Below are 24,931 nucleotides of genomic sequence, written 5' to 3'. Positions count from 1 at the left end.
CGGCGGCGGGCGGCCCGGGCCCGCCGCCGGCGCGGACCCGGCCTCGCCGCACGGGTCACCGCGGCAGCGCCAGCAGCCCCGCCCCGAAGTACTGTCGATCGCCGCAGGCGTACGGCCCCGGCGGGCAGCCGGCCGCCGCCGTGCTCGCGAGCAGTGCCGCCAGCGCGTCGGAGCCGAGGTCGGGGTGCAGCGCCGCCGCCACCGCGATCGCGCCGGTCACGTGCGCGGCCGCCATCGAGGTGCCGGCCAGCGCCGTGTACTGCCCGCCGGGCCAGTCGGAGACGATCGCGTTCTGCGGTCCACCGTCCGGGTCGCCGCCGGGGGCGGCCAGCGAGATCCGGCCGCGCCCGTAGTTGGAGTAGGCGGACGGGTGGCCGTCCCGGTTCACGGCGGCGACGGTGACGACGCCGGGCAGTTCGCCGGGCAGCCGGACGCACTCGGTGCCCAGGTAGCGGGTCTGCGCCGGACCGGTGACCCGGTCGTTGGGGCTGCGCTCGTCGGTCCGGGGGGCGCCGAGGTCCTGCGCGTCGTTGCCCGCCGAGGCGACCACGACCGCGCCCTTGCTCCGGGCGTACCCGGCGGCTCGGTCGACGGCGGCGATCAGCGCGGCCTGGTCCCGGTCCTCGGGGCAGTTGTACTTCCACGGGTCGGCGAAGTAGCTGTTGTTGATCGCCTTGGCGCCGTGGTCGGCGGCCCAGAGCAGCCCGCAGACGATGTTCTCGGCGTAGTACTGCCCGAGCGGTCCGAGCAGCCGGACGGCGGCGATCCGCACGCCGGGCGCGACCCCGGTGACGCCGCGGCCGTCCCGGGCGGCGCCGACGATCCCGGCGACGTGCGTGCCGTGGCCGCTCTCGCCCACCCCGGGGTCGGGCCGCCAGGCGCCGGTGCGGGCGTCGGGCCGGCCGTCGGCGCAGGAGGCGGAGGCCTTCGGGTCGACGGCGGCGCGCAGGTCCGGGTGGGTGTCGTCCACGCCGGAGTCCAGGACGGCTACCAGCACCCGGTGCAGCGTCCCGGGGTCCGGCACGCCGCTCGCGGGGGCGCCGTTCGGCGCCGGGGAGGCGTTCGGCGCCGGGGAGGCGTTCGGCGCCGGGGAGGCGTTCGGCGCCGGGGAGGCGTCGCCGGCCCGGGTCGCGGTCGCGCCGAGCAGGGCGAGGTTCCAGGCGCCGCCTTCGGCCGGGTCGGGCACGGTGGCGGTCCCGCTGTCCGCCCGGTCGGCGCCGGCGCGGTCCGCACCGGCGGTCCCGCGTTCGCCGCGGCCCGCGCCCGCCGTGAAGTCCCCGGCCCCGTCCACCGCCCGGGGCGGCGCCACCACCGGCGCGGTCCGGGTCGCACCGACGGCGGCGATCCCGGGCCGGGTGCGCACCTTGTCCGCGAACCCTCCGGTCGCGTACGCCAGGACGGCCCCGATCTGCGGGTACTCCTGCACCACCTGTCCGCCCGCCGCCCGGCTCTCCGCCCCGGCCCGGGCCGCCCCGGACGCGTCCTCCCGCGCGGCCAGCACCAGGTAGCTGAGGTAGGGGCGCCCCGACCCGGAGACGTACGGGACGGCCCCGCCCACCACGAGCGCCGTGAGGAGCATCGCGAGCAGGGCCCGGGCGGGTCCGCGGACCCGGCGGCGCCGGCCGGCGCGGGCGGGCCTGTCCGACGGGTGCGCCTGCGCCATCGCACGGTCTCCGCTCGTCGGTCCGGTGGGTCACGGATGGATCATGCTTCCAAATCATCACCATATGAGCGGATTGTCGTTTCTGCTCCCCGGCTTGCACCCCCCTGGCCCCTCCCGCCCGCGCCCCTCGCGCGGCCGCCTCGCCTGCCCCCGCCCCCGCCCGGTCGCCCCACCCGGCCCAGCTCGCCACGCGCACGGTTGTCGGTCCCACCCGGCACCATGGGGGCATGGCGCCCCAGCACCCGACCCCGCCCGGCGATGACTCCCCGCCGGCCGACGACTCCCTGGCCGGCTTCGCCCCGGCCACCCGGGCCTGGTTCACCGGTGCCTTCTCCGCCCCCACCACCGCCCAGGCCGAGGCCTGGCGCGCCATCCGGCAGGAGACGGACGTCCTGGTGGTCGCCCCCACCGGCTCCGGCAAGACGCTCGCCGCCTTCCTCTCCGCCCTCGACCGGCTCAGCAGCACCCCGCCCCCGGCCGAGCCCAAGCACCGCTGCCGGGTCCTCTACGTCTCACCGCTCAAGGCCCTCGCGGTGGACGTCGAACGGAACCTGCGCGCCCCGCTCACCGGCCTGCGCCAGGCCGCCGTCCGGCTCGGCCTGCCCGAGCCGGAGGTCCAGGTCGCCATCCGCTCCGGCGACACCCCGGCGGCCGACCGCCGCCGCTTCGCGACGCACCCGCCGGACATCCTGATCACCACCCCCGAGTCGCTGTTCCTGCTGCTCACCTCGGCCGCCCGGGAGGCCCTGCGCGGCGTGGACACGGTGATCCTGGACGAGGTGCACGCGGTCGCCGGCACCAAGCGCGGCGCCCACCTCGCGCTCACCCTGGAGCGGCTGGACGAACTGCTGGAGCGCCCGGCCCGCCGGATCGGCCTGTCCGCGACGGTCCGCCCGGTCGAGGAGGTGGCCCGCTACCTGAGCCCGCAGCGCGGCGCCGTCGTCGTCCAGCCCCCCGCCGACAAGGACTTCGACCTGTCGGTGGTCGTCCCCGTCCCCGACCTGGACGACCTGCCCGCCGCGCCCGCCACCGGCGGCGCCGCCGACAGCGACCCGCAGCGGCAGGCCTCGATCTGGCCGCACGTCGAGGAGCGCATCGTCGACCTGGTCGAGGCGCACCGCTCGACCATCGTCTTCGCCAACTCCCGCCGCCTGGCCGAGCGCCTGTGCAACCGGCTGAACGAGATCGCCCACGAGCGCGCCACCGGCGCCGTCGTCCCCCAGGCGCACGCCCCGGCCCAGCTGATGGGCGGCTCGGGCGCGGCCAAGGGCGCTCCCGCGGTCATCGCCCGGGCCCACCACGGCTCCGTCTCCAAGGAGCAGCGCTCACTGGTCGAGGAGGAGCTGAAGGCCGGCCGGCTGCCCGCCGTGGTCGCCACCTCCAGCCTGGAGCTGGGCATCGACATGGGCGCCGTCGACCTGGTCGTCCAGGTCGAGTCCCCGCCCTCGGTCGCCTCCGGCCTGCAGCGGGTCGGCCGGGCCGGCCACCAGGTCGGCGCGGTCTCCACCGGCGTCTTCTTCCCCAAGTACCGGGGCGACCTGGTGCAGTCCGCCGTGGTCACCGAGCGGATGCGGGCCGGCCGGATCGAGGCGCTGCGCATCCCGCGCAACCCGCTGGACGTGCTCGCCCAGCAGCTGGTCGCGATGACGGCCCTGGACGCCTGGCCGGTGGACGAGCTGCTCGCCGTGGTCCGCCGCGCCGCGCCCTTCGCCACCCTCCCGCAGTCCGCCTTCGACGCGGTGCTCGACATGCTGGCCGGCCGTTACCCCTCGGACGCCTTCGCCGAGCTGCGCCCCCGCGTGGTGTGGGACCGGGTGGCCGGCACCGTGACCGGCCGCCCCGGCGCCCAGCGCCTGGCCGTCACCTCCGGCGGCACCATCCCCGACCGCGGCCTGTTCGGCGTCTTCATCGCGGGCACCGACCCCAAGAAGGGCGGTGGCCGGGTCGGAGAGCTCGACGAGGAGATGGTCTACGAGTCCCGCGTCGGCGACGTGTTCACCCTGGGCACCACCTCCTGGCGGATCGAGGAGATCACCCACGACAAGGTGCTCGTCACCCCCGCCCCCGGGATCCCCGGCCGGCTCCCGTTCTGGAAGGGCGACACCCTCGGCCGCCCGCTCGAACTCGGCCGCGCCCTCGGCGCGTTCACCCGTGAGCTGGGCTCGCTGCAGCCCGAGGCCGCCACCGAGCGCCTCAAGCGGGCCGGCCTGGACGACTGGGCCGCCGCCAACCTGCTCGACTACCTCGCCGAACAGCGCAAGGCCTGCGGCCATCTCCCGGACGACCGCACCATCGTGGTCGAGCGCTTCCGGGACGAGCTCGGCGACTGGCGGATCGTCGTCCACTCCCCCTTCGGCGCGCAGGTGCACGCCCCCTGGGCCCTCGCCCTCGGTGCCCGGCTGCGCGAGAAGCACGGCCTGGACCCCCAGGTCATGCACGCCGACGACGGCATCGTGCTCCGCCTCCCGGACGCCGATCTGCTGGCCCCCGACTTCGATTTCAGCAGCCCTTCCGAACCCGCGGGTTCGGCCCCGGACGACGCCCCGGTCGGCGCCGACGCCGCCCTGTTCGACCCCGGCGAGATCGAGCAGCTGGTCACCGACCAGGTCGGCGGCTCCGCCCTGTTCGCCTCCCGCTTCCGCGAGTGCGCCGGCCGCGCCCTGCTGCTCCCGCGCCGCAACCCCGGCCGCCGCACCCCGCTCTGGCAGCAGCGCCAGCGCGCCGCCCAACTCCTCGAGGTCGCCTCCGAGTACGGTTCGTTCCCGATCGTGCTGGAGGCCGTCCGGGAGTGCCTGCAGGACGTCTTCGACGTCCCCGGCCTGGTCGAGCTGATGGGCGACCTCGAGTCCCGTGCCGTCCGCCTGGTCGAGGTCACCACCGCCGAACCCTCGCCGTTCGCCCGCTCGCTGCTGTTCGGCTACGTCGCCCAGTTCCTCTACGAGGGCGACTCCCCGCTCGCCGAGCGCCGGGCCGCCGCCCTGTCGCTCGACTCCCGGCTGCTGTCCGAACTCCTCGGCCAGGCCGAGCTGAGCGAGCTGCTCGACCCCGAGGTGCTCGCCGAGTTGGAGGCCGAACTCCAGCGCCTCACTCCCGAGCGCCGGATCAAGGACGCCGAGGGCGTCGCCGACGCCCTGCGCCTGCTCGGCCCGCTCGCCGAGGCCGAGTTGACCGTCCGCGGCGCCGAGCCGCTCTGGGCCCTGGAGTTGGAGGCCGCCCGCCGGGTGATCCAGGTCCGGATCGCCGGCGAGCGGCGCTGGGCCGCGATCGAGGACGCCGGACGGCTGCGCGACGCGCTCGGCACCCCGCTGCCGGTCGGCGTCCCCGAGGCCTTCACCGAGCCGGTCAAGGACCCGCTGGGCGATCTGATCGCCCGCCACGCCCGTACCCACGGCCCGTTCACAGCCGCCGAGGCCGCCGACCGCTTCGGCCTCGGCACCGCCGTCGTCACCGGCACCCTGCACCGCCTCACCGCCGCCGGCCGCTTGGTCCAGGGCCAGTTCCGGCCCGCGGAGAGCCACATCGCCCCCGAGTGGTGCGACGCCGAGGTGCTGCGCCGGCTGCGCCGCCGCTCGCTGGCCGCGCTGCGCCAGGAGGTCGAGCCGGTCCCGCCGCGCGCCCTGGCCGCCTTCCTCCCGCAGTGGCAGCACCTGGCCGGCCACCGGCTGCGCGGCCCGGACGGCCTGCTCCGGGTGGTCGAGCAGCTCCAGGGCACCGCGCTGCCCGCCTCCGCCCTGGAGAAGCTGGTCCTCCCGGCCCGGCTCGCCGACTACTCCCCCGGCCTGCTGGACGAGTTGACGGCGGCCGGCGAGATCGGCTGGTGCGGGGCCGGCGCGCTGCCCGGCAAGGACGGCTGGCTGAGCCTCCACCTCGCCGAGAACGCCCATCTGCTGCGCCCGGAGCCGGTCCCGCCCGCGCTCACTCCGCTGCACAGCGCGCTGATGTCCGCACTGGCGGGCGGCTACGGCCTGTTCTTCCGCCAGCTCGTCCAGCAGCTCCCGGAGGAGACCCCGGAGCCCGAGGCCGTCGCGGCCCTCTGGGACCTGGTCTGGGCCGGCTACGTCACCAATGACACCCTCGCCCCGCTGCGCGCCCTGCTGGGCTCCGGGCGGACGGCGGGCGCGACCGCCCACCGCGCGCCCCGGGCCACCCCGCGCGGCCGCTACGGCGGCGCGGGCCGCGCCTTCGGCCGGGCCGGCGGCGCCCTGCGCAGCGGCCCGCCGACGGTGGCCGGGCGCTGGTCGCTGCTGCCCGCCTTCGCCGCCGACCCGACGGTCCGGGCCACCGCCCGGGCGCAGAGCCTGCTGGACCGGCACGGCCTGCTCACCCGCGGCACGGTGGCGGCCGAACGGGTGCCCGGTGGCTTCGCCGGGGTCTACCGGGTGCTGGCCGCGATGGAGGAGCGCGGCCGGGCCCGCCGGGGCTACTTCGTCGAGGGCCTCGGCGGCGCCCAGTTCGCCATGGAGGGCGCGGCCGACCGGCTGCGCTCGGTCAGCGGCCGGCTGGAGCGGGCCCGGGCCGCCGAGTGGCCGGCCGCCCCGGCCACCGAGCCGCCGCAGACGCTGGTGCTGGCCGCCGCCGACCCGGCGAACGCCTACGGCGCCGCCCTGCCGTGGCCGGAGCCGCCGACCGCCCCCGGGGGCAAGGAGTCCACGGCCCACCGCCCGGGCCGCAAGGCGGGCGCGCTGGTGGTCCTGGTGGACGGCGATCTGGCGCTGTACGTGGAGCGCGGCGGCAAGTCCCTGCTGGCCTGGCCGGAGGACGAGGCCACCCGGGCGCTCGCGGCGGGAGCGCTGGCCGCCGCCGTCCGCGAGGGCGCCCTCGGCAGCGTCACGGTGGAGCGGGCCAACGGCGAGCCCGCCCTCGGCTCGGACCTCGGCCGCGCCCTGGAGGAGGCCGGCTTCCACGCCACCCCCCGCGGCCTGCGCCTGCGTCCGTAGACCAACGCCGCGGGCGCCCCGAACACACCGGAGGCCGCGGGGTCCAGGACCCCGCGGCCTCCGGCCACGTCTGATCACCCGATCGGTGGCGGCTGCGCCTCCACCGGCCGTACCGGTTCCCCGCGTCGGCGGGGGGCGGGTCCGGTCGCGTTCCGGTCGGCATGGACCGGTATGAGACCGAGGCCCCAGCCTCCGGCTGCGAGCAGCCCGAGCACCGCGCCGTCGGCCGACTGCCCCCGGACGACCAGGAGCCACCAGGCGAGCCCGGCCGCCACCGCCGCCAGGACCCACCGCACCCGGAACAACAGCCGGAGCAACAGCCGCGCCCGTGCCCGTATTCGGGCCATCGGGCGCACCATCGTGTCTCTCCGCACGACCGCCCTCCCTTCGCTCGCCCCGAGCGGGTACGCCCGGGAGTCGAGGCCGGGATCAGGCGGCGACCACGTCCATCGCGGCGGCCTTGGGCGACATGTTCGCCCGGTCGGTGCCGGGGGCGGGCAGCGGAACCGGTTCGAGTACCGGCCTCAGCAGATCACCTTCGGAGAGGGTGGCCATCGCCGCAAGTTCGGCGAGCGACAGTTCGTCGCTGACCTCGCGCATGACCTCGGACATCCGGACGTCGAGTGCGTCGCAGATGGCGGAGAGCAGCTCCGAGGAGGCCTCCTTCTGTCCCCGCTCGACCTCGGAGAGGTATCCGAGCGAAACCCTGGCTGCCGCCGACACCTCGCGGAGTGTGCGGCCCTGGCGCTGGCGCTGCCGACGCAGTACATCGCCCAGTAGGCGACGGAGCAGGATCATCGGTGCCTCCCTCCTCGGACTGCGGATCGAGATGTCACGCCCCCACCGTACCGCCTTGCCCGCATCGCGTGCGGGGACCCTGGTCGTGTTCACTCTGGGCTGCAAGGCTGTCCCCCTCCTCGTTCCGGTGTCGTACCGGGGTTCGCGGGCCCCTCGTGGTACCCGATGCGGGCCACCCGGCCACCGTCACGCAATTCGTTCGCCACCTGGTTTCTGCCCAACCAGGCCGTTGGATGTAACACGATCCTCCAGCTGTGACATACCCGGGCACCGGATCGGCGGATCTCGGTTCGGTGGAGATCCGCCGGAGCGGGTGCCCTACCGTGCGAGCCGACCGACGAGCAGCTCCAGTGCGGCAGTCACTGCCTCGTGACGGATTGTGGCACGGCCGCCCGACAGCAGGGGCGAACTGACCAGAGTTCCCCCCGGGCCGGCGACCGCCAGGTGTACGGTGCCCACCGGCTGTCCGTCCTGCGGGTCGGGACCGGCCACCCCGGTGGTCGCGAGCCCATACGTCGCCCCCAGCAGCCCGCGCACGCCCTCGGCCATCTGCCGGGCCACCACCGGGTGGACCGGCCCGTACACGTCCAGCAGGCCCTCGTCCACCCCGAGCACGGAGGCCTTCAGCCCGGTCGCGTACGCGGTGACCGAGCCCCGGAAGGTCGCGGACGCCCCGGGGACGTCCACCAGGGCGGCGGCCAGCAGGCCGCCGGTCAGCGACTCGGCGACGGCCAGCGTGCCGCCCTCGGCCCGCAGCGCGGCGTGCGCCCGCTCGGCCAGCCGGTAGTCGTGCTCCGCCACTCGTCTCCCCCGTCGCTCAACGGCCCGCGCGTTCCGCGGCCTGTCCCTCGCGGCGCAGTCGGAGCGCCTGGCCGACGTAGTCCAGCGCGGTGCCGACGGTCAGCAGCACCGCCAGCCCCATCAGCACGGCCCGCCCGGTGGCCAGCCACCCGGTCAGGGCCAGCACGTACATGCCGACCGCGGTGCCCTGGGTCAGCGTCTTGAGCTTGCCGCCGCGGCTGGCCGGGATGACCCCGTAGCGGATCACCCAGAACCGCATCAGCGTGATGCCCAGCTCGCGGGCCAGGATCACCACGGTGACCCACCAGGGCAGGTCGCCGAGCAGCGAGAGGCCGATCAGCGCCGAGCCCATGATCGCCTTGTCCGCGATCGGGTCGGCGATCTTCCCGAAGTCGGTGACCAGGCCCTTGCGGCGGGCCAGTTCACCGTCGAACAGGTCGGTGATCATCGCGACGGCGAAGGAGGCCCAGGCGACCGAGCGCCACTTGGGGTTGTGCCCGCCGTCGGCGAACAGCAGCAGCACGAAGACCGGCACCAGCAGCACCCGGACCATCGTGAGCACGTTGGCGATGTTCCAGATCCTCGGGGTCGACGGCACCGCGGCCGCCGGTCTCCCCGGGTGGGCCGCGGCCGGGGCGCCGGGCCCCTTGGTCATGCCCCGGCTCCCGGGACCAAGCGGACCCGCACCTGCTCCAGCGCCTCGGCGATCAGGTCGACGCCCTCGCTGGCGACGACCTTGGCCCGCCAGAACTGCCCGACCTCGGGGGCCTCGACGCCCTCGAGGGTGGTCAGGCCGTCGGTCTCCGGTGCCTGGTGGAGGGCCCGGCCCTCGACCACGCCGTCCTCGACCGACTCGATCAGCACCTCGACCTCGGTGCCGATCCGCTGCTCGGCCCGCTGGGCGGTCATCTCCTCGGCCAGCCGGCTCAGCCGGTCCAGCCGCTCGGCGATCACGTCCTCGGGGAGCTTGCCGTCATAGGTCGCGGCCTCGGTGCCGTCCTCGTCCGAGTAGCCGAAGACGCCGATCGCGTCCAGCCCGGCGTGCGTGACGAAGCGCTCCAGCTCGGCGAAGTCCTCCTCGGTCTCACCGGGGAAGCCGACGATGAAGTTGGACCGGGCGCCGGCCTGCGGGGCCTTGTCGCGGATGGTCCCCAGCAGCTCCAGGAACTGGTCGGTGGAGCCGAAGCGGCGCATCCGGCGCAGCACGGCGGGCGCCGAGTGCTGGAAGGACAGGTCGAAGTAGGGCACCACGTCGGCGGTCCCGGTCATCGCGTCGATCAGGCCCGGGCGCATCTCGGCCGGCTGCAGGTAGGAGACCCGCACCCGCTCGACGCCCTCGATCGCGGCGATCTCGCCGAGCAGCGTCTCCAGCAGCCGGATGTCGCCGAGGTCCTTGCCGTACGAGGTGTTGTTCTCGCTGACCAGGACGATCTCGCGGACGCCCTGCCCGGCCAGCCACTGGGCCTCGTGCAGCACGTCGGAGGGGCGGCGGGAGATGAAGGACCCGCGGAAGGCCGGGATGGCGCAGAAGGAGCAGCGCCGGTCGCAGCCGGAGGCGAGCTTGACCGAGGCGACCGGGTTGTCGTCCAGCCGCTTGCGCAGGGTGCGCGGGCCGGAGGCCGGAGCGAGGCCCTCGGGCAGGTCGGTGATCGGCTCGGCGGCGGCCTCGGCGCCGTGGCCGGGCAGTGCGACGGCCTCGGCGGCGGACTGCCGCTCGGCGGGGCTGATCGGCAGCAGCTTGCGGCGGTCGCGCGGGATGTGCGGGGCGTGGTGGCCGCCGGAGAGGATGGTCTGCAGGCGGTCGGAGATGTCGGAGTAGTCGTCGAAGCCGAGCACGCCGTCCGCCTCGGGCAGCGCGTCGGCGAGCTCCTTGCCGTACCGCTCGGCCATGCAGCCGACCGCGACGACGGCCTGGGTGCGGCCGTGCCCCTTGAGGTCGTTGGCCTCCAGCAGGGCGTCCACGGAGTCCTTCTTGGCGGCCTCGACGAAGCCGCAGGTGTTGACGACGGCGACGTCCGCTTCGGCGGCGTCGTCGACGAGCAACCAGCCGTCGGCTTCCAGTCGCCCGGCGAGTTCCTCGGAGTCCACCTCGTTGCGGGCGCATCCGAGCGTGACAAGGGCGACAGTACGGCGTTCAGGCATAGGGCCAAGATTAACGCGCGGCCTCCGGTGCCGTTCGCCCCGGAGGCCGCGCGCCTCGAATCAGCTGATCATCACGGGGCCTCGCCGGCCCCTGTGGTCAGCCCGCCTGCGGGTCTCCGGGGGTGTACGTGACGTGCACCACCTGCCCGTCCTTGCCGAGGAGGCCGAGGTCCTTGCCGTTGACGTACGCGTGCACGGCCCCGCCGTTGCCGAGCACCAGCCGGATCTGCTTGGGGTCGGTGAAGGTCTGGTCCTGACCGTCGCTGATGTTGTTCTGGAACAGCGACTTGCCGCTGCTGTTCATCGCCGAGACCCAGCTGGTGCCCTCGGCGACCAGCTTCACGGTGACCTTGTCGGCCGGGACGGCGGCGATCGCGGCGGCGCTCGGCGCGGGCGCCGGCGGCTGGACGGCGGGCGTCGCGGCGGGGGCGACCGAGCCGGTGCCGGAGCCGCTGGGCAGCGGCGCGCTGGCGGAGCCGGTGGTGCCGTGCCCGCCCTTGCCGCTGACCAGGTTGAAGCCGATCAGGGCGACCACCGCGACGATCGCGGCGACCATGGCGGCCGCCCAGTTCGGCCGGCCGCGGCTGGGCACCTTGATCGGGCCGCTGTCGATCAGCCCGCTCGCCGGGCGCTTGGCGGCGGGCGGGCCGCCGTGCGCGGCGTCGTAGCGGGCGACCAGCTCGTCGCCGTCCACGCCGACGGCACGGGCGATCAGGCGGATATGTCCGCGGGCGTAGAAGTCGCCTCCGCAGCGGCCGAAGTCGTCCTCCTCGATGGCATGGACGATCGGCACCCGGACGCGGGTGGCGGTACTCACCTGGTCCACCGTGAGTCCCGCGTCGATCCGGGCGGCGGACAGCACCCGGCCGATGCTCGGGGCATCGGCCGACTGCACCGCGTCGTCGGTCGGTTCGACGGACGACGGAGTGTTCTCGCGGTCGGGAGACTTGCCGATGGTCACGGGGCACGCCTTTCGAGCGGATGGCCACCTGCTGGGGAACAGTCTAGGGGCGTGGGCGGATCGTTTCTCAAGCGGAGCAGGACCGAACGTGCGCGCCCGCTCCGACCGGGGTCCGGCACCCCGTTGACCGGCCGTCAGCGGAGCCGCACGCGGGGAACCCCGGGATCGCTTTCCGGCCTGTGACGCGGTGTGTGGAGGTTCGGTTCCGCGGGGCTCCCCGAACCGCGCCTACCCTCCTCCGAACGAGTGATACCTCGTCCGGGACACGGGGCCGTCCGGCGCACCGGGCGACGGACGGCACGGCGGCAGCGGAGGGCCCGAGGGCGACGGACGGCACGGCGGCGGACGGCCCTGCGCGTCAGCCCCGCAGGGTCACCAGCACCCCGTCCAGCTCGTCCGGCTGCACCAGGACGTCGCGGGCCTTGGAGCCCTCGCTGGGGCCGACGATCCCGCGCGACTCCATCAGGTCCATCAGCCGGCCCGCCTTGGCGAAGCCGACCCGGAGCTTGCGCTGGAGCATCGAGGTCGAGCCGAACTGGGTGGAGACCACCAGCTCGGCCGCCTGGATGAGCAGGTCCAGGTCGTCGCCGATCTCCTCGTCGATCTCCTTCTTCGGCCCGCCGCCGACCGTCACGTCGTCCCGGTAGACGGCGCCCAGCTGGTCCTTGCAGTGCTGCACCACCCTGGCGATCTCCGCCTCGGTGACGAATGCGCCCTGCATGCGGATCGGCTTGCTCGCGCCCATCGGCAGGAAGAGCGCGTCGCCCTTGCCGATCAGCTTCTCCGCGCCGGGCTGGTCCAGGATGACCCGGGAGTCGGCCATCGCGGAGGTCGCGAAGGCCAGTCGGGAGGGCACGTTGGCCTTGATCAGACCGGTGACCACGTCCACCGAGGGCCGCTGGGTGGCGAGCACCAGGTGGATGCCGGCCGCGCGGGCGAGCTGGGTGATCCGGACCACCGAGTCCTCGACGTCGCGCGGCGCGACCATCATCAGGTCGGCCAGCTCGTCGACGATCACCAGCAGGTACGGGTACGGCCGCAGCTCCCGCTCGCTGCCCAGCGGCGGAGTGACCTTGCCGGCCCGCACCGCCGCGTTGAAGTCGTCCACGTGCCGGAAGCCGAACGCCGCGAGGTCGTCGTAGCGCGTGTCCATCTCGCGGACCACCCACTGGAGGGCCTCGGCGGCCTTCTTGGGGTTGGTGATGATCGGCGTGATCAGGTGCGGGATGCCCTCGTACGCGGTCAGCTCGACCCGCTTGGGGTCGACCAGCACCATCCGCACCTCGTCCGGGGTGGCCCGGGCGAGGATCGAGGTGATCAGGCAGTTGATGCAGGACGACTTGCCCGCGCCGGTCGCGCCGGCCACCAGGATGTGCGGCATCTTGGCGAGGTTGGCCATCACGGTGTGGCCCTCGACGTCCTTGCCCATGCCGACGACCATCGGGTGCGTGTCCTCGGCGGCCGTGCGCGAGCGCAGCAGGTCGCCGAGGTTGACCATCTCGCGGTCCCGGTTGGGGATCTCGATGCCGACCGCGGACTTGCCCGGGATCGGGCTGATGATCCGCACGTCCGGGCTGGCGACCGCGTACGCGATGTTCTTGGCGAGCGCGGTGATCCGCTCCACCTTGACGGCCGGGCCGAGTTCGACCTCGTAGCGGGTGACCGTCGGGCCGCGGGTGAAACCGGTGACCCGGGCGTCCACCTTGAACTCGGTGAAGGTGCTGGTGAGCTGGGCGACCACCTCGTCGTTGAGGGCGCTGCGGGCCTTCGCGGGGCCGCCGCGCTCCAGCAGGTCGAGGGAGGGCAGCGCGTAGCCGATGCCCTCGCCGAGCCGGAGCTGCTCCATCCGCACCGGCGCCGGGCCGTGCTCCTCGGGCGCGTCCGGGCCGCCGCTGCGGGCGGCCGGGACGGCGGGCTCCTCCGGCGGTGCGGTGTGGTCCTGCACCTGGTGCATCATGTCCGCCACCGCGGAGGAGGCCGGCACGCCGTAGACCAGCGCACCGTCCAGGTCGGCGGCCGCGCCGGCGGCGAGGTCGCGGGTGGCGTACGGGTCCAGCGGCTCCTTGTCCAGGGAGACCCGGACGGCCGCCGGGTCGTCCGGATCGCTCCGCCTGCGCCCGCGGCGGCGCCGGCGGGCGCCCACCTCGTCCGTCGGGTCGTCACCATCGGTGTCCACGGTGAAGGGCAGCGCGTCGGGGTCGGCGTCCTCCGGCGGTTCGGTGGACAGTTCGCGCTCCGGCGCACGCCCCCTGCGCAGCTCGTCCTCGGGCCCGGGCTCGACCACGCCGAGCCGTATGCCGACCCACCGGACCCGCTCGCCGATGCGGTTGACGGGTGTGGCGGTGACCACCAGCAGGCCGAAGAAGGCCAGCAGCAGGAGCAGCGGCACGGCGAGCGCCGGCCCGGCAGCGGCCATCATCGGGGTGGACGCGGCCCAGCCGATGATGCCGCCGGCCGCCCTTATCCGGGAGGCGCCGCTGCCCATCATGGGCGCGCCGCAGCCGATGTGGACCAGGCCGAGGACGCCGATCAGCAGGGTGCTCAGCCCGATCATGATCCGGCCGTTGGCCTCCGGCAGCTCCGGGTGGCGCCAGAGCCGGATCGCGATCGCGGCCAGCAGGAACGGCACCAGCACGTCGAGCCGGCCGAACATTCCGGACACCACGGCGGTGGCCGCTTCGCCCAGCCAGCCCTGCGGGCTGAACCAGGTGCCGGCGGCGGTCACCAGCGCGAGCGCGAACAGCAGCAGGCCCACCCCGTCCTTGCGGTGGGCCGGGTCGAGGTTCTTGGCACCGTCGCCGAAGCCCCGGAAGATCGCGGCGATCGGACTCGCCAGGGCGTTCAGGGCGCCCATCAGCACCGACCGGGACGGCTTGGGTGGCGGCGGGGCCGACTTGGCCGCCGCTTTCTTCGCAGGAGCCGCCTTCTTCGCCGCCGCCTTCTTCACGGGTGGCTTGCCCGGGGCTTTCGCCGCGGCCTTCTTGGACGGTCCCGGACTCGTCTTACGTGCTGCGTTTCCGGGCGTGCGAGTGGCCATGGCTCAGCAGCCTACCGGGGTGGACCACCGGTGCACATGCGCCCGAGCCGGGGCGCCCGGACGTGTCGCAGACACACCGTCACACTGACCGGGATTCACCCGACCGCCGCACGGAACCACCCGGACGGGTGAACGTACGGCAGCGGATCAGGAGCTTCCGGGGCGCATCGCGTCCAGTGCCCGGCGCAGCGCCACGAGCTTGCGCTCCAGGTGCGCGGCGGTCGCCGCCACCCCGGCGTCCTCTACCTCGTCCAGCTGTTTGCCGAGCGCCTCCGCCTGCTCCTCGACCGCCGCCAGCCGCGCGGACAGCTCGCCCAGCAGCGCCCCGCCGAGGGCCGGCTCGCCGCCGCCCGCCTCGAGTTGCAGCCGCAACAGCGCGGCCTGCTCCTTCAGCTGGCAGTTCTTCACGTACAGGTCGACGAAGACGGAGACCTTGGCGCGCAGCACCCACGGGTCGAAGGGCTTGGAGATGTAGTCCACGGCCCCGGCCGCGTAGCCTCGGAATGTGTGGTGCGGGCCGTGGTTGAGCGCGGTCAGGAAGATGATCGGGATGTCCCGGGTGCGCTCGCGGCGTTTGATGTGGGCGGCGGTCTCGAAACCGTCCATCCCGGGCATCTGGACGTCCAGCAGGATCACCGCGAAGTCGTCGGTGAGCAGCGCTTTGAGCGCCTCCTCGCCGGAGGCGGCGCGCACCAGTGTCTGGTCCAGCGCCGAGAGGATCGCCTCCAGTGCCAGAAGGTTCTCCGGTCGGTCGTCGACCAGGAGGATCTTCGCCTTCTGCATCAGGGCCCGCCCTCCTGTCGCCTGCCTGCCGCCCGGTGCCGGCACCCGCGTACTGCCCACCGCTACCCCGGTCATGCTAGCCGCACCCCCTCGCCCGGCACATCGCTCCGTCGTGATCCGATCCGGAGCGGCGCGCAGCCAGTACCCCGGCGCACGCTCAGCAGGGCGTCGCCATCCGGTCACTGTTCGCAACGATCGGTGACCCTACCGGGTTCCCGGGCCCGTCCGCCAGCAAACCGGCCGCCCGGGAGGCGCGGACCCCGGGGCCCGCGACGGGGTTCGCGCCTCCCTCGCCCGCCATGCGCCCGGCTCGTTTCGCTCGCTCACGCACGGTCCCCGCTCAGCCAGTCGTGCATCACCGACAGCAGGTGATCGGTCTCCACCGGCTTGGTGATGTGATCGGTGGCACCCGCCTCCAGCGACTTCTCCCGGTCGCCCATCATCGCCTTGGCGGTCAGCGCGATGATCGGCAGGCCGGCGAACTGGGGCATCCGGCGGATCGCCTCGGTGGTCGCGTAGCCGTCCATCTCCGGCATCATGATGTCCATCAGGACCAGCGCCACGCTCTCGTGCTGCTCCAGCATCTCGATGCCCTCGCGGCCGTTCTCGGCGTACAGGACGGTCAGGCCGTGCTGCTCCAGCACGCTGGTGAGGGCGAACACGTTGCGGACGTCGTCGTCCACGATCAGCACCTGCTGGCCGTCGAAGCGCCGGTCGCCGTTGACCGGGCGGGGCTGCACGGGCTCCACCGCCCGCGGCCCGGCGGCGCTCTCCAGGGCTGCGCTGCGTCGGCGCTCCACGGCGCCCCGGCGGCGCTCCTCGGCCAGCTCGCGGACCTCCTGGGCCCAGTGGTCGGCCGGGTTCTCACCGACCGGCACCGGCAGGCCCACCGGGGTCACGCCGACCGAGGCGCGCGGTGTCTGGGTGTTCGACGCGGACGGGCGCTCGCCCGGGCGCGGCTCCCCGGCGGTGTCCGGGGCCTCGGTGCGCAGCGGCAGGTAGAGCGTGAACGTGGAGCCCTTGCCCAGCTCGCTCTCGGCGTGGATCTCGCCGCCGAGCAGCCGGGCGATCTCGCGGCTGATCGACAGGCCGAGGCCGGTGCCGCCGTACTTGCGGCTGGTGGTGCCGTCGGCCTGCTTGAACGCCTCGAAGATCTCCCGCAGCTTGTTGTCGGGGATGCCGATGCCGGTGTCGGAGACCGAGAAGGCGATCAGCTCGTCGTCCGGGCCCTGGATCGAGCCGGACTCCAGCAGCCGCTCGCGCACGTGCTGCGGCACCTCCGCGCCGGCCGGGCGGATCGAGAAGTCCACGGCCCCGGCGTCGGTGAACTTCACCGCGTTGGAGATCAGGTTGCGCAGCACCTGCTGGAGCCGCTGCTCGTCGGTGTGCAGGGTGACGGGCAGGGCGGACGAGACCCGGACGGCGAAGTCCAGGTTCTTGTCCAGCGCGACCGGCTGGAAGGTGGCCTCCACGTAGTCGACCAGCTGGACCAGGGCGATCCGGGCCGGGCGGACGTCCATCTTGCCCGCCTCGACCTTGGACAGGTCGAGGATGTCGTTGATCAGCTGGAGCAGGTCGGAGCCGGCGCCGTGGATGGTGTCGGCGAACTCGACCTGCTTGGGCGAGAGGTTGCCCTCGTTGTTGTCGGAGAGCAGCTTGGCCAGGATCAGCAGCGAGTTGAGCGGGGTGCGCAGCTCGTGCGACATGTTGGCGAGGAACTCGCTCTTGTACCGGGAGGCCAGGGCGAGCTGTTCGGCGCGCTCCTCCAAGACCTGCCGCGCCTCCTCGATTTCGCTGTTCTTGATCTCGATGTCGCGGTTCTGCTGGGCGAGTTGCTCGGCCTTCTCCTGCAACTCCTCGTTGGTGCGCTCCAGTTCCTCCTGGCGCGCCTCCAACTCGGCCGATCGCATGGAGAGTTCGGCGGTGAGGCGCTGGGACTCCAACAGCAGGCCCTCGGTCTTGGTGTTGACGCTGATGGTGTTGACGGTGACGCCGATCAGGTCGGCGATCTGGTTCAGGAAGTCCAGTGCGACGGTGGTGAAGGAGCTGAAGGTGGCCAGCTCGATCACGCCCAGCAGGCGGCCCTCGAACAGCACCGGCAGCACCACGATGTGCGCCGGGGAGGCCTCGCCGAGGCCGGAGGCGATCTTGAGGTAGCCGGGGGGCGACTCCTTGAGGATGATCGCCCGCTTCTCCACCGCGGCCTGGCCGATCAGCGACTCGCCGGGGCGGAAGGTGGTCGGCATCGCCCGCCGCTGGTAGCCGTAGCTGCCGATCAGGCGCAGCACGGTGTCGTTCTCGTCGTCGTCCTCGGTGATCAGCTCGGCGGTGCGGCCGGCCGGCTGGGCGAGGAAGAAGGCGCCGTGCTGGGCGGAGACCACCGGGGTCAGCTCGGTCATGATCAGCGAGGCGACCGCCTCCAGGTCCCGGCGGCCCTGGAGCAGGCCGGAGATCCGGGCGAGGTTGGTCTTGAGCCAGTCCTGCTCCTGGTTGGTGCGGGTGGTCTCGCGCAGGTTGGCGATCATCTGGTTGATGTTGTCCTTGAGCTCGTCGAGCTCGCCCGCGGCGTCCACGTCGATCCGCAGGCTCAGGTCGCCCCTGGTCACCGCGGTGGCGACCTGGGCGATCGCGCGCACCTGCCGGGTCAGGTTGTTGGCCAGTTCGTTCACCGACTCGGTCAGGTCCTGCCAGGTGCCGTCCACGCCGGGCACCCGGGCCTGACCGCCGAGCCGTCCGTCGGTGCCCACCTCACGGGCGACCCGGGTCACCTCGTCGGCGAACGCGGAGAGCTGGTCGACCATGGTGTTGATGCTGGTCTTGAGCTGGAGGATCTCGCCGCGCGCGTCGACGTCGATCTTCTGCGAGAGGTCGCCGCGGGCGACCGCGGTGATCACCAGCGCGATGTTGCGCACCTGGCCGGTCAGGTTGTTGGCCATCAGGTTGACGTTGTCGGTCAGGTCCTTCCAGATGCCGGCCACCCCCGGCACGCTCGCCTGACCGCCCAGGGTGCCGTCGGTGCCCACCTCGCGGGCCACCCGGGTGACCTCCACCGCGAAGGAGGACAGCTGGTCGACCATGGTGTTGAGCGTCGCGGCGAGCGCCGCCACCTCGCCCTGCGCGTCGATGGAGATCTTCTTGGAGAGGTCGCCGCGGGCCACCGCACCGGCGACCTCGGCGATGTTGCGCACCTGGCCGGTCAGGTTGGACGCCATGAAGTTGACGTTGTCGGTCAGGTCCTTCCAGATGCCCGACACCCCGCGCACCCGCGCCTGGCCGCCCAGGATCCCCTCGGTGCCCACCTCGCGGGCGACCCGGGTCACCTCGTCGGCGAACGCCGACAGCTGGTCGACCATGGTGTTGACGGTGGTCACCAGCTCCAGGATCTCGCCCCGGGCGTCGACGGTGATCTTCTTCGACACGTCGCCGCGCGCCACCGCGGTGGTCACCTCGGCGATGTTGCGCACCTGGCTGGTCAGGTTGTTGGCCATCAGGTTGACGGAGTTGGTCAGGTCCTTCCACGTCCCGGACACCCCGGGCACGCTCGCCTGGCCGCCGAGGATGCCCTCGGTGCCGACGTCCCGGGCCACCCGGGTCACCTCGTCCGCGAAGGACGACAGCTGGTCCACCATCGTGTTGATGGTGTTCTTCAGCTCCAGGATCTCCCCGCGCGCGTCCACCTGGATCTTCTGCGACAGGTCGCCCTTGGCCACCGCGGTCGTCACCTGAGCGATGTTGCGGACCTGATCGGTGAGGTTGTTCGCCATGAAGTTGACGTTGTCGGTCAGGTCCCGCCACACCCCGGCCGCCCCGGGCACCTGCGCCTGACCGCCCAGCCGGCCCTCGGTGCCCACCTGGCGGGCCACCCTGGTCACCTGCTCGGCGAAGCCGGAGAGCTGGTCCACCATCGTGTTGATGGTGTTCTTCAGCTCCAGCATCTCGCCGCGCGCGTCCACCTCGATCTTCTGCGAGAGGTCGCCGCGCGCCACCGCCGTGGTCACCTGGGCGATGTTGCGGACCTGGCCGGTCAGGTTGTCGGCCATGAAGTTCACCGAGTCGGTGAGGTCCCGCCAGACCCCGGCCACCCCCGGCACCTGCGCCTGACCGCCGAGGCGCCCCTCGGTGCCGACGTCCCGGGCCACCCCGGTGACCTGCGCGGCGAAGCCGTTCAGCTGGTCCACCATCGTGTTGACGGTGTTCTTCAGCTCCAGCATCTCGCCGGCCACCTCGACGGTGACCTTGCGGGACAGGTCGCCCTTGGCCACCGCCGTGGTCACCTGGGCGATGTTGCGCACCTGCGCGGTCAGCCGCCCGGCCATGGTGTTGACCGAGTCCGCCAGGTCCTTCCAACTGCCCGATACGCTACGGACCTTGGCCTGGCCGCCGAGCTTGCCCTCGGTGCCGACCTCGCGGGCCACCCGGGTCACCTCGTCGGTGAACTCCGAGAGCTGGTCCACCAGTCCGTTGACGGTCCGCCCGATCTTCAGGTACTCGCCGCGCAGCGGGTGGCTCACCCCGTTGCTGTGCAGCGAGCGCAGCTCCATCTTCTGGTCCAGGTCGCCCTCGGCGATCGAGGTCAGCACCCGGCCCACCTCGGACATCGGACGGGCCAGGTCGTCGATCAGCGCGTTGCAGTTGTCGACCGCCGCCATCCAGGCGCCCTCGCCGGCCCCGGTCTCCAGCCGCTCGTTCAGCCGGCCCTCCCGGCCCACCGCCCGCCGCACCCGGGCCAGTTCACCGGTCAGGTGCTGGTTGCGCTCGGCGACCTCGTTGAACACCGCGGCGATCTCCGCCAGCGGCCCGTCACCCGGAACCGTCAGTCGGCGGCGGAAGTTGCCGTCCCGCATCGCCGTCAGCGCGGACAGCAGCTTGCGCAGCTCGGCGGGTTCCGCGCCGCGGTTGTGACTCACTCGCCGGCCGGCCGCGTTCCGCGGCGCGGTCCCGGAGCGGCCGCCGCGCTGGGCGGGCGGCGTCGTACCGGTTGCGTCCTTGGTGGCCGAACTCAACGGGCCCCTCCCACATCGTGAACTGTCCGGTGGCCGCCCGTGCCGGTGCGGCACGTGCCCGGGCACCGGCCCGGCTGGGCTGTGTACCGGCGGCCTGCGCGCACCGGCACCCACACGACCGTACTGCTCGTACCGGTCATCGCGGACCCCCCAGTCTGGCAGCACTGGCGCCCGGTGTACGGCCGGTTGCGCACGGTTGGTACCGCACCGTCCGAAACAGGTGGGCAGAATCACCCTCAGGTGCCTGTTTCGACTCCCCACCCCCACGGGGAACCAAGCGGAAAGTAGGGTGGAGCGCTGCACCGGGCCACGACCCGACCCAGCGACGCCGCTCACCCCGACGGCGCGCGCGGGGAAGTCGGCGCCGCACCCCGGACAGCGCCAGGGCAAGAGCAGCAGAGGAGAAGTGGCAACGTGGTCACCGCGCGCGCAGCCGCCACCTTCGACCCCGACGGCCGGTCCGCGGCCGCCGCCCGGGGCTTCGTCCGCGATGCGCTGCTCGGCTGGGGCCTGCCGGAGGTCGTCGACGACGCGATCGTGCTGGTCAGCGAACTGGTCACGAACGCCGTCGTGCACGCCGGCACCGCCGCCGAGGTCTGCTGCCTGCGCGAGGAGGAGACCGTCCGGATCGAGGTCACCGACCACCACCCGGAACGCGGCCTGCCCTCCCTCGGCGACGGGCCCGTCACCGCTTCCGACCGCTACGCCGACCCCGACGGTGAGGGCGGCCGCGGTCTGCTGATGTGCTCCGCCCTCGCCGAACGGTGGGGCGTCGAGTACGCAGCCGGCCGGAAGACCGTCTGGTTCCGCCTCCAGCTGCCCGCACACGTGCTCGGCACCCGCTACGCCGTTCCCGCCACCCCCGGCAGCGACCTGCCGAGCAGTGCCGGCCCGGTGCACGTCGCCGTCGTCCAGCTCGACGAGGATGGCCGCGTCCTGGCGTGGAACCCGGACGCCGAAGCCCTCTTCCAGTACCCCGCCGCCACCGCCCTCGGCCGCCCCTGGGCCGACCTCGCCGTCTGGCCGCAGTCCCCCGGCCGCGGCCTCGCCCTGACCGACACCCTGCGGCTGGCCCGCTGGGAGGGCGGCTACGGGATCCGCCGCCAGGACGGCCACGAGGTCGAGGTGTACGGCGTCCAGGTGCGCGTGCGCGACACCGAGGGCGTCCCGTCCACCCTCTGTCTGCTCGTCCTCGAACCCGACCGCGCCGTCCTGCGCGCCCCCGCCCGCGCCCTGCCCGGTGAGCGCCCCGACCCGGTCGGCCCCCGCCTCGACCTGATGGCAGGCCCGGTCGCCACCGACGACCTCGACACCCTGCTGCAGCGCACCGTCGAACGCGCCCGCGACCTGCTCGACGGCGACGCCGCGTACCTGCTGCTCACCACCGACGACGAGACCGAGTTCGAGGTCCGCGCCGCCACCGGCCTCACCTCCGGACACCGCCGGCACAACCGTTTCCCGATCGAGACCGGCAACCGCTACGACTCCGCCCGGCTGCCCTCCGTCCACGAGGACCTCACCGCCCGCCCCACCGGCCTGCCCCTGCTCTCCGACAGCGGCATGCGCTCCCTGCTCACCGTCCCGCTCAAGGTCGAGGGCCGCCTGATCGGCTCGCTCGGCATCGCCGCCACCACACCCGGCCGCTACGACAACGAGGACGCGCTGCGCCTGCAGTTCGCCGCCGACCGGGTCGCCCTGGCCGTCGAGAGCACCCGGCTGACCGAGCTCGAACGGCTGCGCCGCGGTTCGCTCTCCTTCCTGGTCGAGGCCTCCGACCTGCTGGCCGGGACCCTCGAACACGAACAGACCCTCGCGCTGATGGCCCAGATGGCCGTCCCCACCCTGGCCTCCTGGTGCGCCCTCTACACCACCGCCGACCACACCTCCCCGGCCCGGCTCGCCTTCGTCCTGCACGAGGACGAGGACCGCATCGACCCGCTGCGCGACCTGCTCGACAAGACCCCCGTCCCCGAGGCCGGCCCCAGCCAGGGCGTCCGCTTCTGGACGGCGCCCGCCAAGACCGCCGAGGCCGGCGGCCTCACCGACAGCCCCGAACTCGCCGGCCTGCTCGGTGAGACCGTCGTCATCGCGCTGACCGCCCGCAACCGCGTCATCGGCCTGCTGGCCCTCGGCGTCCCGGCCGGCGTCCGGTTCCGCCAGGAGATCCTCGAACTCGCCGAGGACCTCTCCCGCCGCGCCGCCCTCGCCCTCGACAACTCCCGGCTCTACTCCGAGCGCACCGCCACCAGCCAGGCCCTGCAGCGCAGCCTCCTCCCGCCGGACCTGCCCGAGATCCCGGGCGTCGAGGTGGACGTCTACTACCAGGCCGCCGGCGAGGGCAACGAGGTCGGCGGGGACTTCTACGACCTGTTCACCATCCGCGAGGGCACCTACGGCTTCGCCATCGGCGACGTCTGCGGCACCGGCCCCGAAGCCGCCTCGGTCACCGGCCTGGCCCGGCACTCCCTGCGGCTGCTCGCCCGCGAGGGCCTGGACGCCCCGCAGGTGCTCCGCCGCCTCAACGCGGCCATCCTGGACGAGGGTTCGCGCAGCCGCTTCCTCACCCTGCTCTACGGCGAGCTGACGCCCCGCCCGGACGGCAGCACCGAGCTCTCCCTGGTCTGTGCCGGCCACCCGCTGCCGCTGCGGCTGCGCACCGACGGCCGGGTCGACCGCGCCGCCACTCCGCAGCCGCTACTCGGCGTCATGGACGACCTCGACCTGACCGCCGAGCACCTGGTGCTCGCCCCCGGCGAGGTCCTGCTGTGCGTCACCGACGGCGTCACCGAACGCCGCGAGGGCCGGCGGATGCTGGGCGACGACGGCCTCGCCGAGGTGCTCACCGGCTGCACCGGTCTGACCGCCGGCGCCGTCGCGGCCCGCGTCCAGCGCGCGGTCGAACGCTTCGCCCCCGAGCCGCCGTCCGACGACATGGCGATCCTGACCCTGCGGGTGCCCAACCAGCGCCAGCCGTGAGCGTTCCACAGCTGACGCAGTCACAAATTGTTATATTCACAAGGGTACAAGCGTCCAAGGTCGGGTAAACCGATCTCACCGGGAATCCACCCGGCGGGGACGTGACCAGCGGGCTCTCCGCTGGCCCATCACTTCTGACCGCAGCCCGCGCACGCTCACAGCCGTGCGCCCTCGGCGCGGTCGCGCGCATCCACCCATCGAACGACACCACAGCGTCACTGCGCCCTGCGCGCGCCCAGAGTGAAAGGAGCCTCCGGTGAGCAACGACGCTACCGGGGCAACGAACGCCCGCTCCACCGGAGCCGACGCGGGTAACCTCGGCTACCTCGCCCTCGGCCTGACACTACTCGCCTACGGTCTGCTCTCCACCGGCATCCTGCACGGCGCCGGCATCGGGGACGCCGCCCACCTCGCCCACCTGCTCGGCGGCGTCACCCTCTTCATCGCGGGCCTCTGGCAGCTCCGCGGCGGCGAGGGCTTCACCGGCACCGCGTTCACCAGCCTCGGCGCCTTCTGGGCCACCTGGTCGGCGGCCGGCGGGGCCGGCAAAAACGCCGCCGGTCTGTTCCTGCTCCTGTGGGCCCTGCTCGCCCTCACCCTCACCGCGGCCAGTTGGGGCGCGGGCTTGCTCAGCCGCACCGTCTACGGCCTGATGACGCTCTCCCTGCTGCTCACCGCCATCGCCACCTTCGGTGGCCACAGCGGCCTGGCCAAGCTCGCCGGCTGGATCGCGGCCGCCTCCGGGCTCGCCGCCTGGTACTGGGCCACCTCCGCGCTGAGCAACGGATCCTGGGGAAAGCTCGCCCTGCCGGTCAAGTGAGCCGCTGACGGCTCAACCGACCTGTTCCCACCGCTCCTCGGCGGTACTGCGGGGTCGGGTCTCCGTCGAGACGGAGAGCCGGCCCCGTCGGCGTGCCGCCAACGCCAGTACGGCGTACGCGAGGAGGAGGATCACGACGGCGACGATCCCGTCCGCCCAGAAATGATTGGCCGTCACGACGACCACCGCGATCGTCAGCACCGGGTGTAGCACCATGACCCACCGCAGCGAACTGCGCGACACCCGGACCACCGCGACCGCGGCCAGCACACACCAGGCGACGTGCACCGAGGGCATCGCCGACAGCTGGTCGGCCACCACCACCCCGCCGACCGCGCCCCCGTACACCGACTGCCCGTACTCCGCGGCCACGTCGACGAAACCGCTCCCCGGCAGCATCCGCGGCGGCGCCACCGGGATGAACTGCACCAGCAGACAGACCGCGGTCGTGATCACCACCGTGTTCCGCACCCACGCGTACCGCTCGCGGTGCCGCACGAACACCCAGAGCAGGACACCCAGCATCACCGCGAAGTGCATGACCGCGTAGTAGTAGTTCGCCAGCCGCACCAGCACCGGGTACGGCGTGACCGCCGACTGCCAGGAGGCCTCGTCGGGCAACCCGATCACCTGCTCGGTGTGGTGGATCCAGCTCGCCCGGTCCACCGCGTGGTCCGCGCTCATCACCGACAGGTGCCCGACCAACTGCCAGAGCGCGAACAACGCCAGCAGCGTGCCGGCCTCCCGCAGCAACGCCGACAGGGACGGCTTCCGAACCCTCGACGCGACGTACGCGCCGGCGTAGAGACCGGCGGCGGCGCCCCCGGCGGACTGCCAGGTCAGGGTCAGGTTCTGCATTGGCAGAGGGTAACGCAAAAAGCCCCCCTCCCGGATGGGAAGGGGGCTTCTTGGAATGATTGTTCGGCGGCGTCCTACTCTCCCACAGGGTCCCCCCTGCAGTACCATCGGCGCTGTAAGGCTTAGCTTCCGGGTTCGGAATGTAACCGGGC

The 24,931-nt window shown here is 73.5% G+C and carries 14 protein-coding genes and 1 rRNA gene; 3 read left to right on the top strand and 12 right to left on the bottom strand.

The features are described 5' to 3' along the window. Positions 1 to 55: 55 nt before the first annotated feature. Positions 56 to 1,663 (bottom strand): S8 family serine peptidase, encoded by a 1,608-nt coding sequence (locus ACIBEC_RS33755; protein ID WP_360505162.1) that lies wholly within the window; start codon positions 1,661 to 1,663, stop codon positions 56 to 58. Positions 1,664 to 1,890: 227 nt separating this feature from the next. Between ACIBEC_RS33755 and ACIBEC_RS33750 the strand changes: the two genes are divergently transcribed. Then, positions 1,891 to 6,600 (top strand): ATP-dependent helicase, encoded by a 4,710-nt coding sequence (locus ACIBEC_RS33750; RefSeq protein WP_360505160.1) that lies wholly within the window; start codon positions 1,891 to 1,893, stop codon positions 6,598 to 6,600. Between the two features lie 74 nt (positions 6,601 to 6,674). Here the strand turns inward: ACIBEC_RS33750 and ACIBEC_RS33745 are convergent, their stop codons facing one another. From ACIBEC_RS33745 to ACIBEC_RS33705, 9 genes are all read right to left on the bottom strand, one after another. After that, positions 6,675 to 6,974, bottom strand: coding sequence for a hypothetical protein (locus ACIBEC_RS33745; protein WP_360505159.1), 300 nt, complete (start codon positions 6,972 to 6,974; stop codon positions 6,675 to 6,677). Positions 6,975 to 7,029: 55 nt separating this feature from the next. Beyond that, complete coding sequence (locus ACIBEC_RS33740) at positions 7,030 to 7,398, bottom strand: helix-turn-helix domain-containing protein (RefSeq protein WP_049660741.1); 369 nt, start codon at positions 7,396 to 7,398, stop codon at positions 7,030 to 7,032. A gap of 318 nt (positions 7,399 to 7,716) precedes the next feature. Then, on the bottom strand, positions 7,717 to 8,199 hold the full coding sequence (locus ACIBEC_RS33735; protein WP_360505157.1) for a CinA family protein: 483 nt from the start codon (positions 8,197 to 8,199) through the stop codon (positions 7,717 to 7,719). A gap of 16 nt (positions 8,200 to 8,215) precedes the next feature. Beyond that, entirely contained in the window at positions 8,216 to 8,947 is a 732-nt protein-coding gene (gene pgsA / locus ACIBEC_RS33730; RefSeq protein WP_396289673.1) for a CDP-diacylglycerol--glycerol-3-phosphate 3-phosphatidyltransferase, read from the bottom strand. Then, on the bottom strand, positions 8,851 to 10,341 hold the full coding sequence (gene rimO, locus ACIBEC_RS33725; RefSeq protein ID WP_360505153.1) for a 30S ribosomal protein S12 methylthiotransferase RimO: 1,491 nt from the start codon (positions 10,339 to 10,341) through the stop codon (positions 8,851 to 8,853). The genes pgsA and rimO overlap by 97 nt, the downstream gene beginning before the upstream one ends. A 97-nt stretch (positions 10,342 to 10,438) precedes the next feature. Next, positions 10,439 to 11,302, bottom strand: coding sequence for a helix-turn-helix domain-containing protein (locus tag ACIBEC_RS33720; protein ID WP_360505151.1), 864 nt, complete (start codon positions 11,300 to 11,302; stop codon positions 10,439 to 10,441). A gap of 358 nt (positions 11,303 to 11,660) precedes the next feature. After that, positions 11,661 to 14,339 (bottom strand): DNA translocase FtsK, encoded by a 2,679-nt coding sequence (locus ACIBEC_RS33715; RefSeq protein ID WP_360505149.1) that lies wholly within the window; start codon positions 14,337 to 14,339, stop codon positions 11,661 to 11,663. A 147-nt stretch (positions 14,340 to 14,486) separates the two neighbouring features. Next, on the bottom strand, positions 14,487 to 15,125 hold the full coding sequence (locus ACIBEC_RS33710) for a response regulator (RefSeq protein WP_360505238.1): 639 nt from the start codon (positions 15,123 to 15,125) through the stop codon (positions 14,487 to 14,489). Between the two features lie 320 nt (positions 15,126 to 15,445). Beyond that, positions 15,446 to 20,029, bottom strand: coding sequence for a HAMP domain-containing protein (locus tag ACIBEC_RS33705; RefSeq protein WP_360505236.1), 4,584 nt, complete (start codon positions 20,027 to 20,029; stop codon positions 15,446 to 15,448). A 510-nt stretch (positions 20,030 to 20,539) separates the two neighbouring features. Between ACIBEC_RS33705 and ACIBEC_RS33700 the strand changes: the two genes are divergently transcribed. Continuing rightward, positions 20,540 to 23,101, top strand: a complete 2,562-nt coding sequence (locus tag ACIBEC_RS33700; protein ID WP_360505147.1) for a SpoIIE family protein phosphatase — start codon at positions 20,540 to 20,542, stop codon at positions 23,099 to 23,101. Positions 23,102 to 23,357: 256 nt separating this feature from the next. Further along, positions 23,358 to 23,921 (top strand): GPR1/FUN34/YaaH family transporter, encoded by a 564-nt coding sequence (locus tag ACIBEC_RS33695; RefSeq protein ID WP_360505145.1) that lies wholly within the window; start codon positions 23,358 to 23,360, stop codon positions 23,919 to 23,921. 12 nt (positions 23,922 to 23,933) lie between these two features. Here the strand turns inward: ACIBEC_RS33695 and ACIBEC_RS33690 are convergent, their stop codons facing one another. Further along, the gene (locus ACIBEC_RS33690; RefSeq protein ID WP_360505143.1) at positions 23,934 to 24,779 is read right to left on the bottom strand and encodes a phosphatase PAP2 family protein; all 846 of its coding nucleotides are present in this window, start codon (positions 24,777 to 24,779) and stop codon (positions 23,934 to 23,936) included. 61 nt (positions 24,780 to 24,840) lie between these two features. Continuing rightward, positions 24,841 to 24,931, bottom strand: a 5S ribosomal RNA gene (gene rrf / locus ACIBEC_RS33685); the annotation flags it as partial.

Origin of the sequence: Kitasatospora sp. NPDC051164, assembly GCF_044455625.1 — a bacterium.
Classification (GTDB): Bacteria; Actinomycetota; Actinomycetes; order Streptomycetales; family Streptomycetaceae; genus Kitasatospora.
This window is presented reverse-complemented; position numbering and strand designations above follow the sequence as displayed.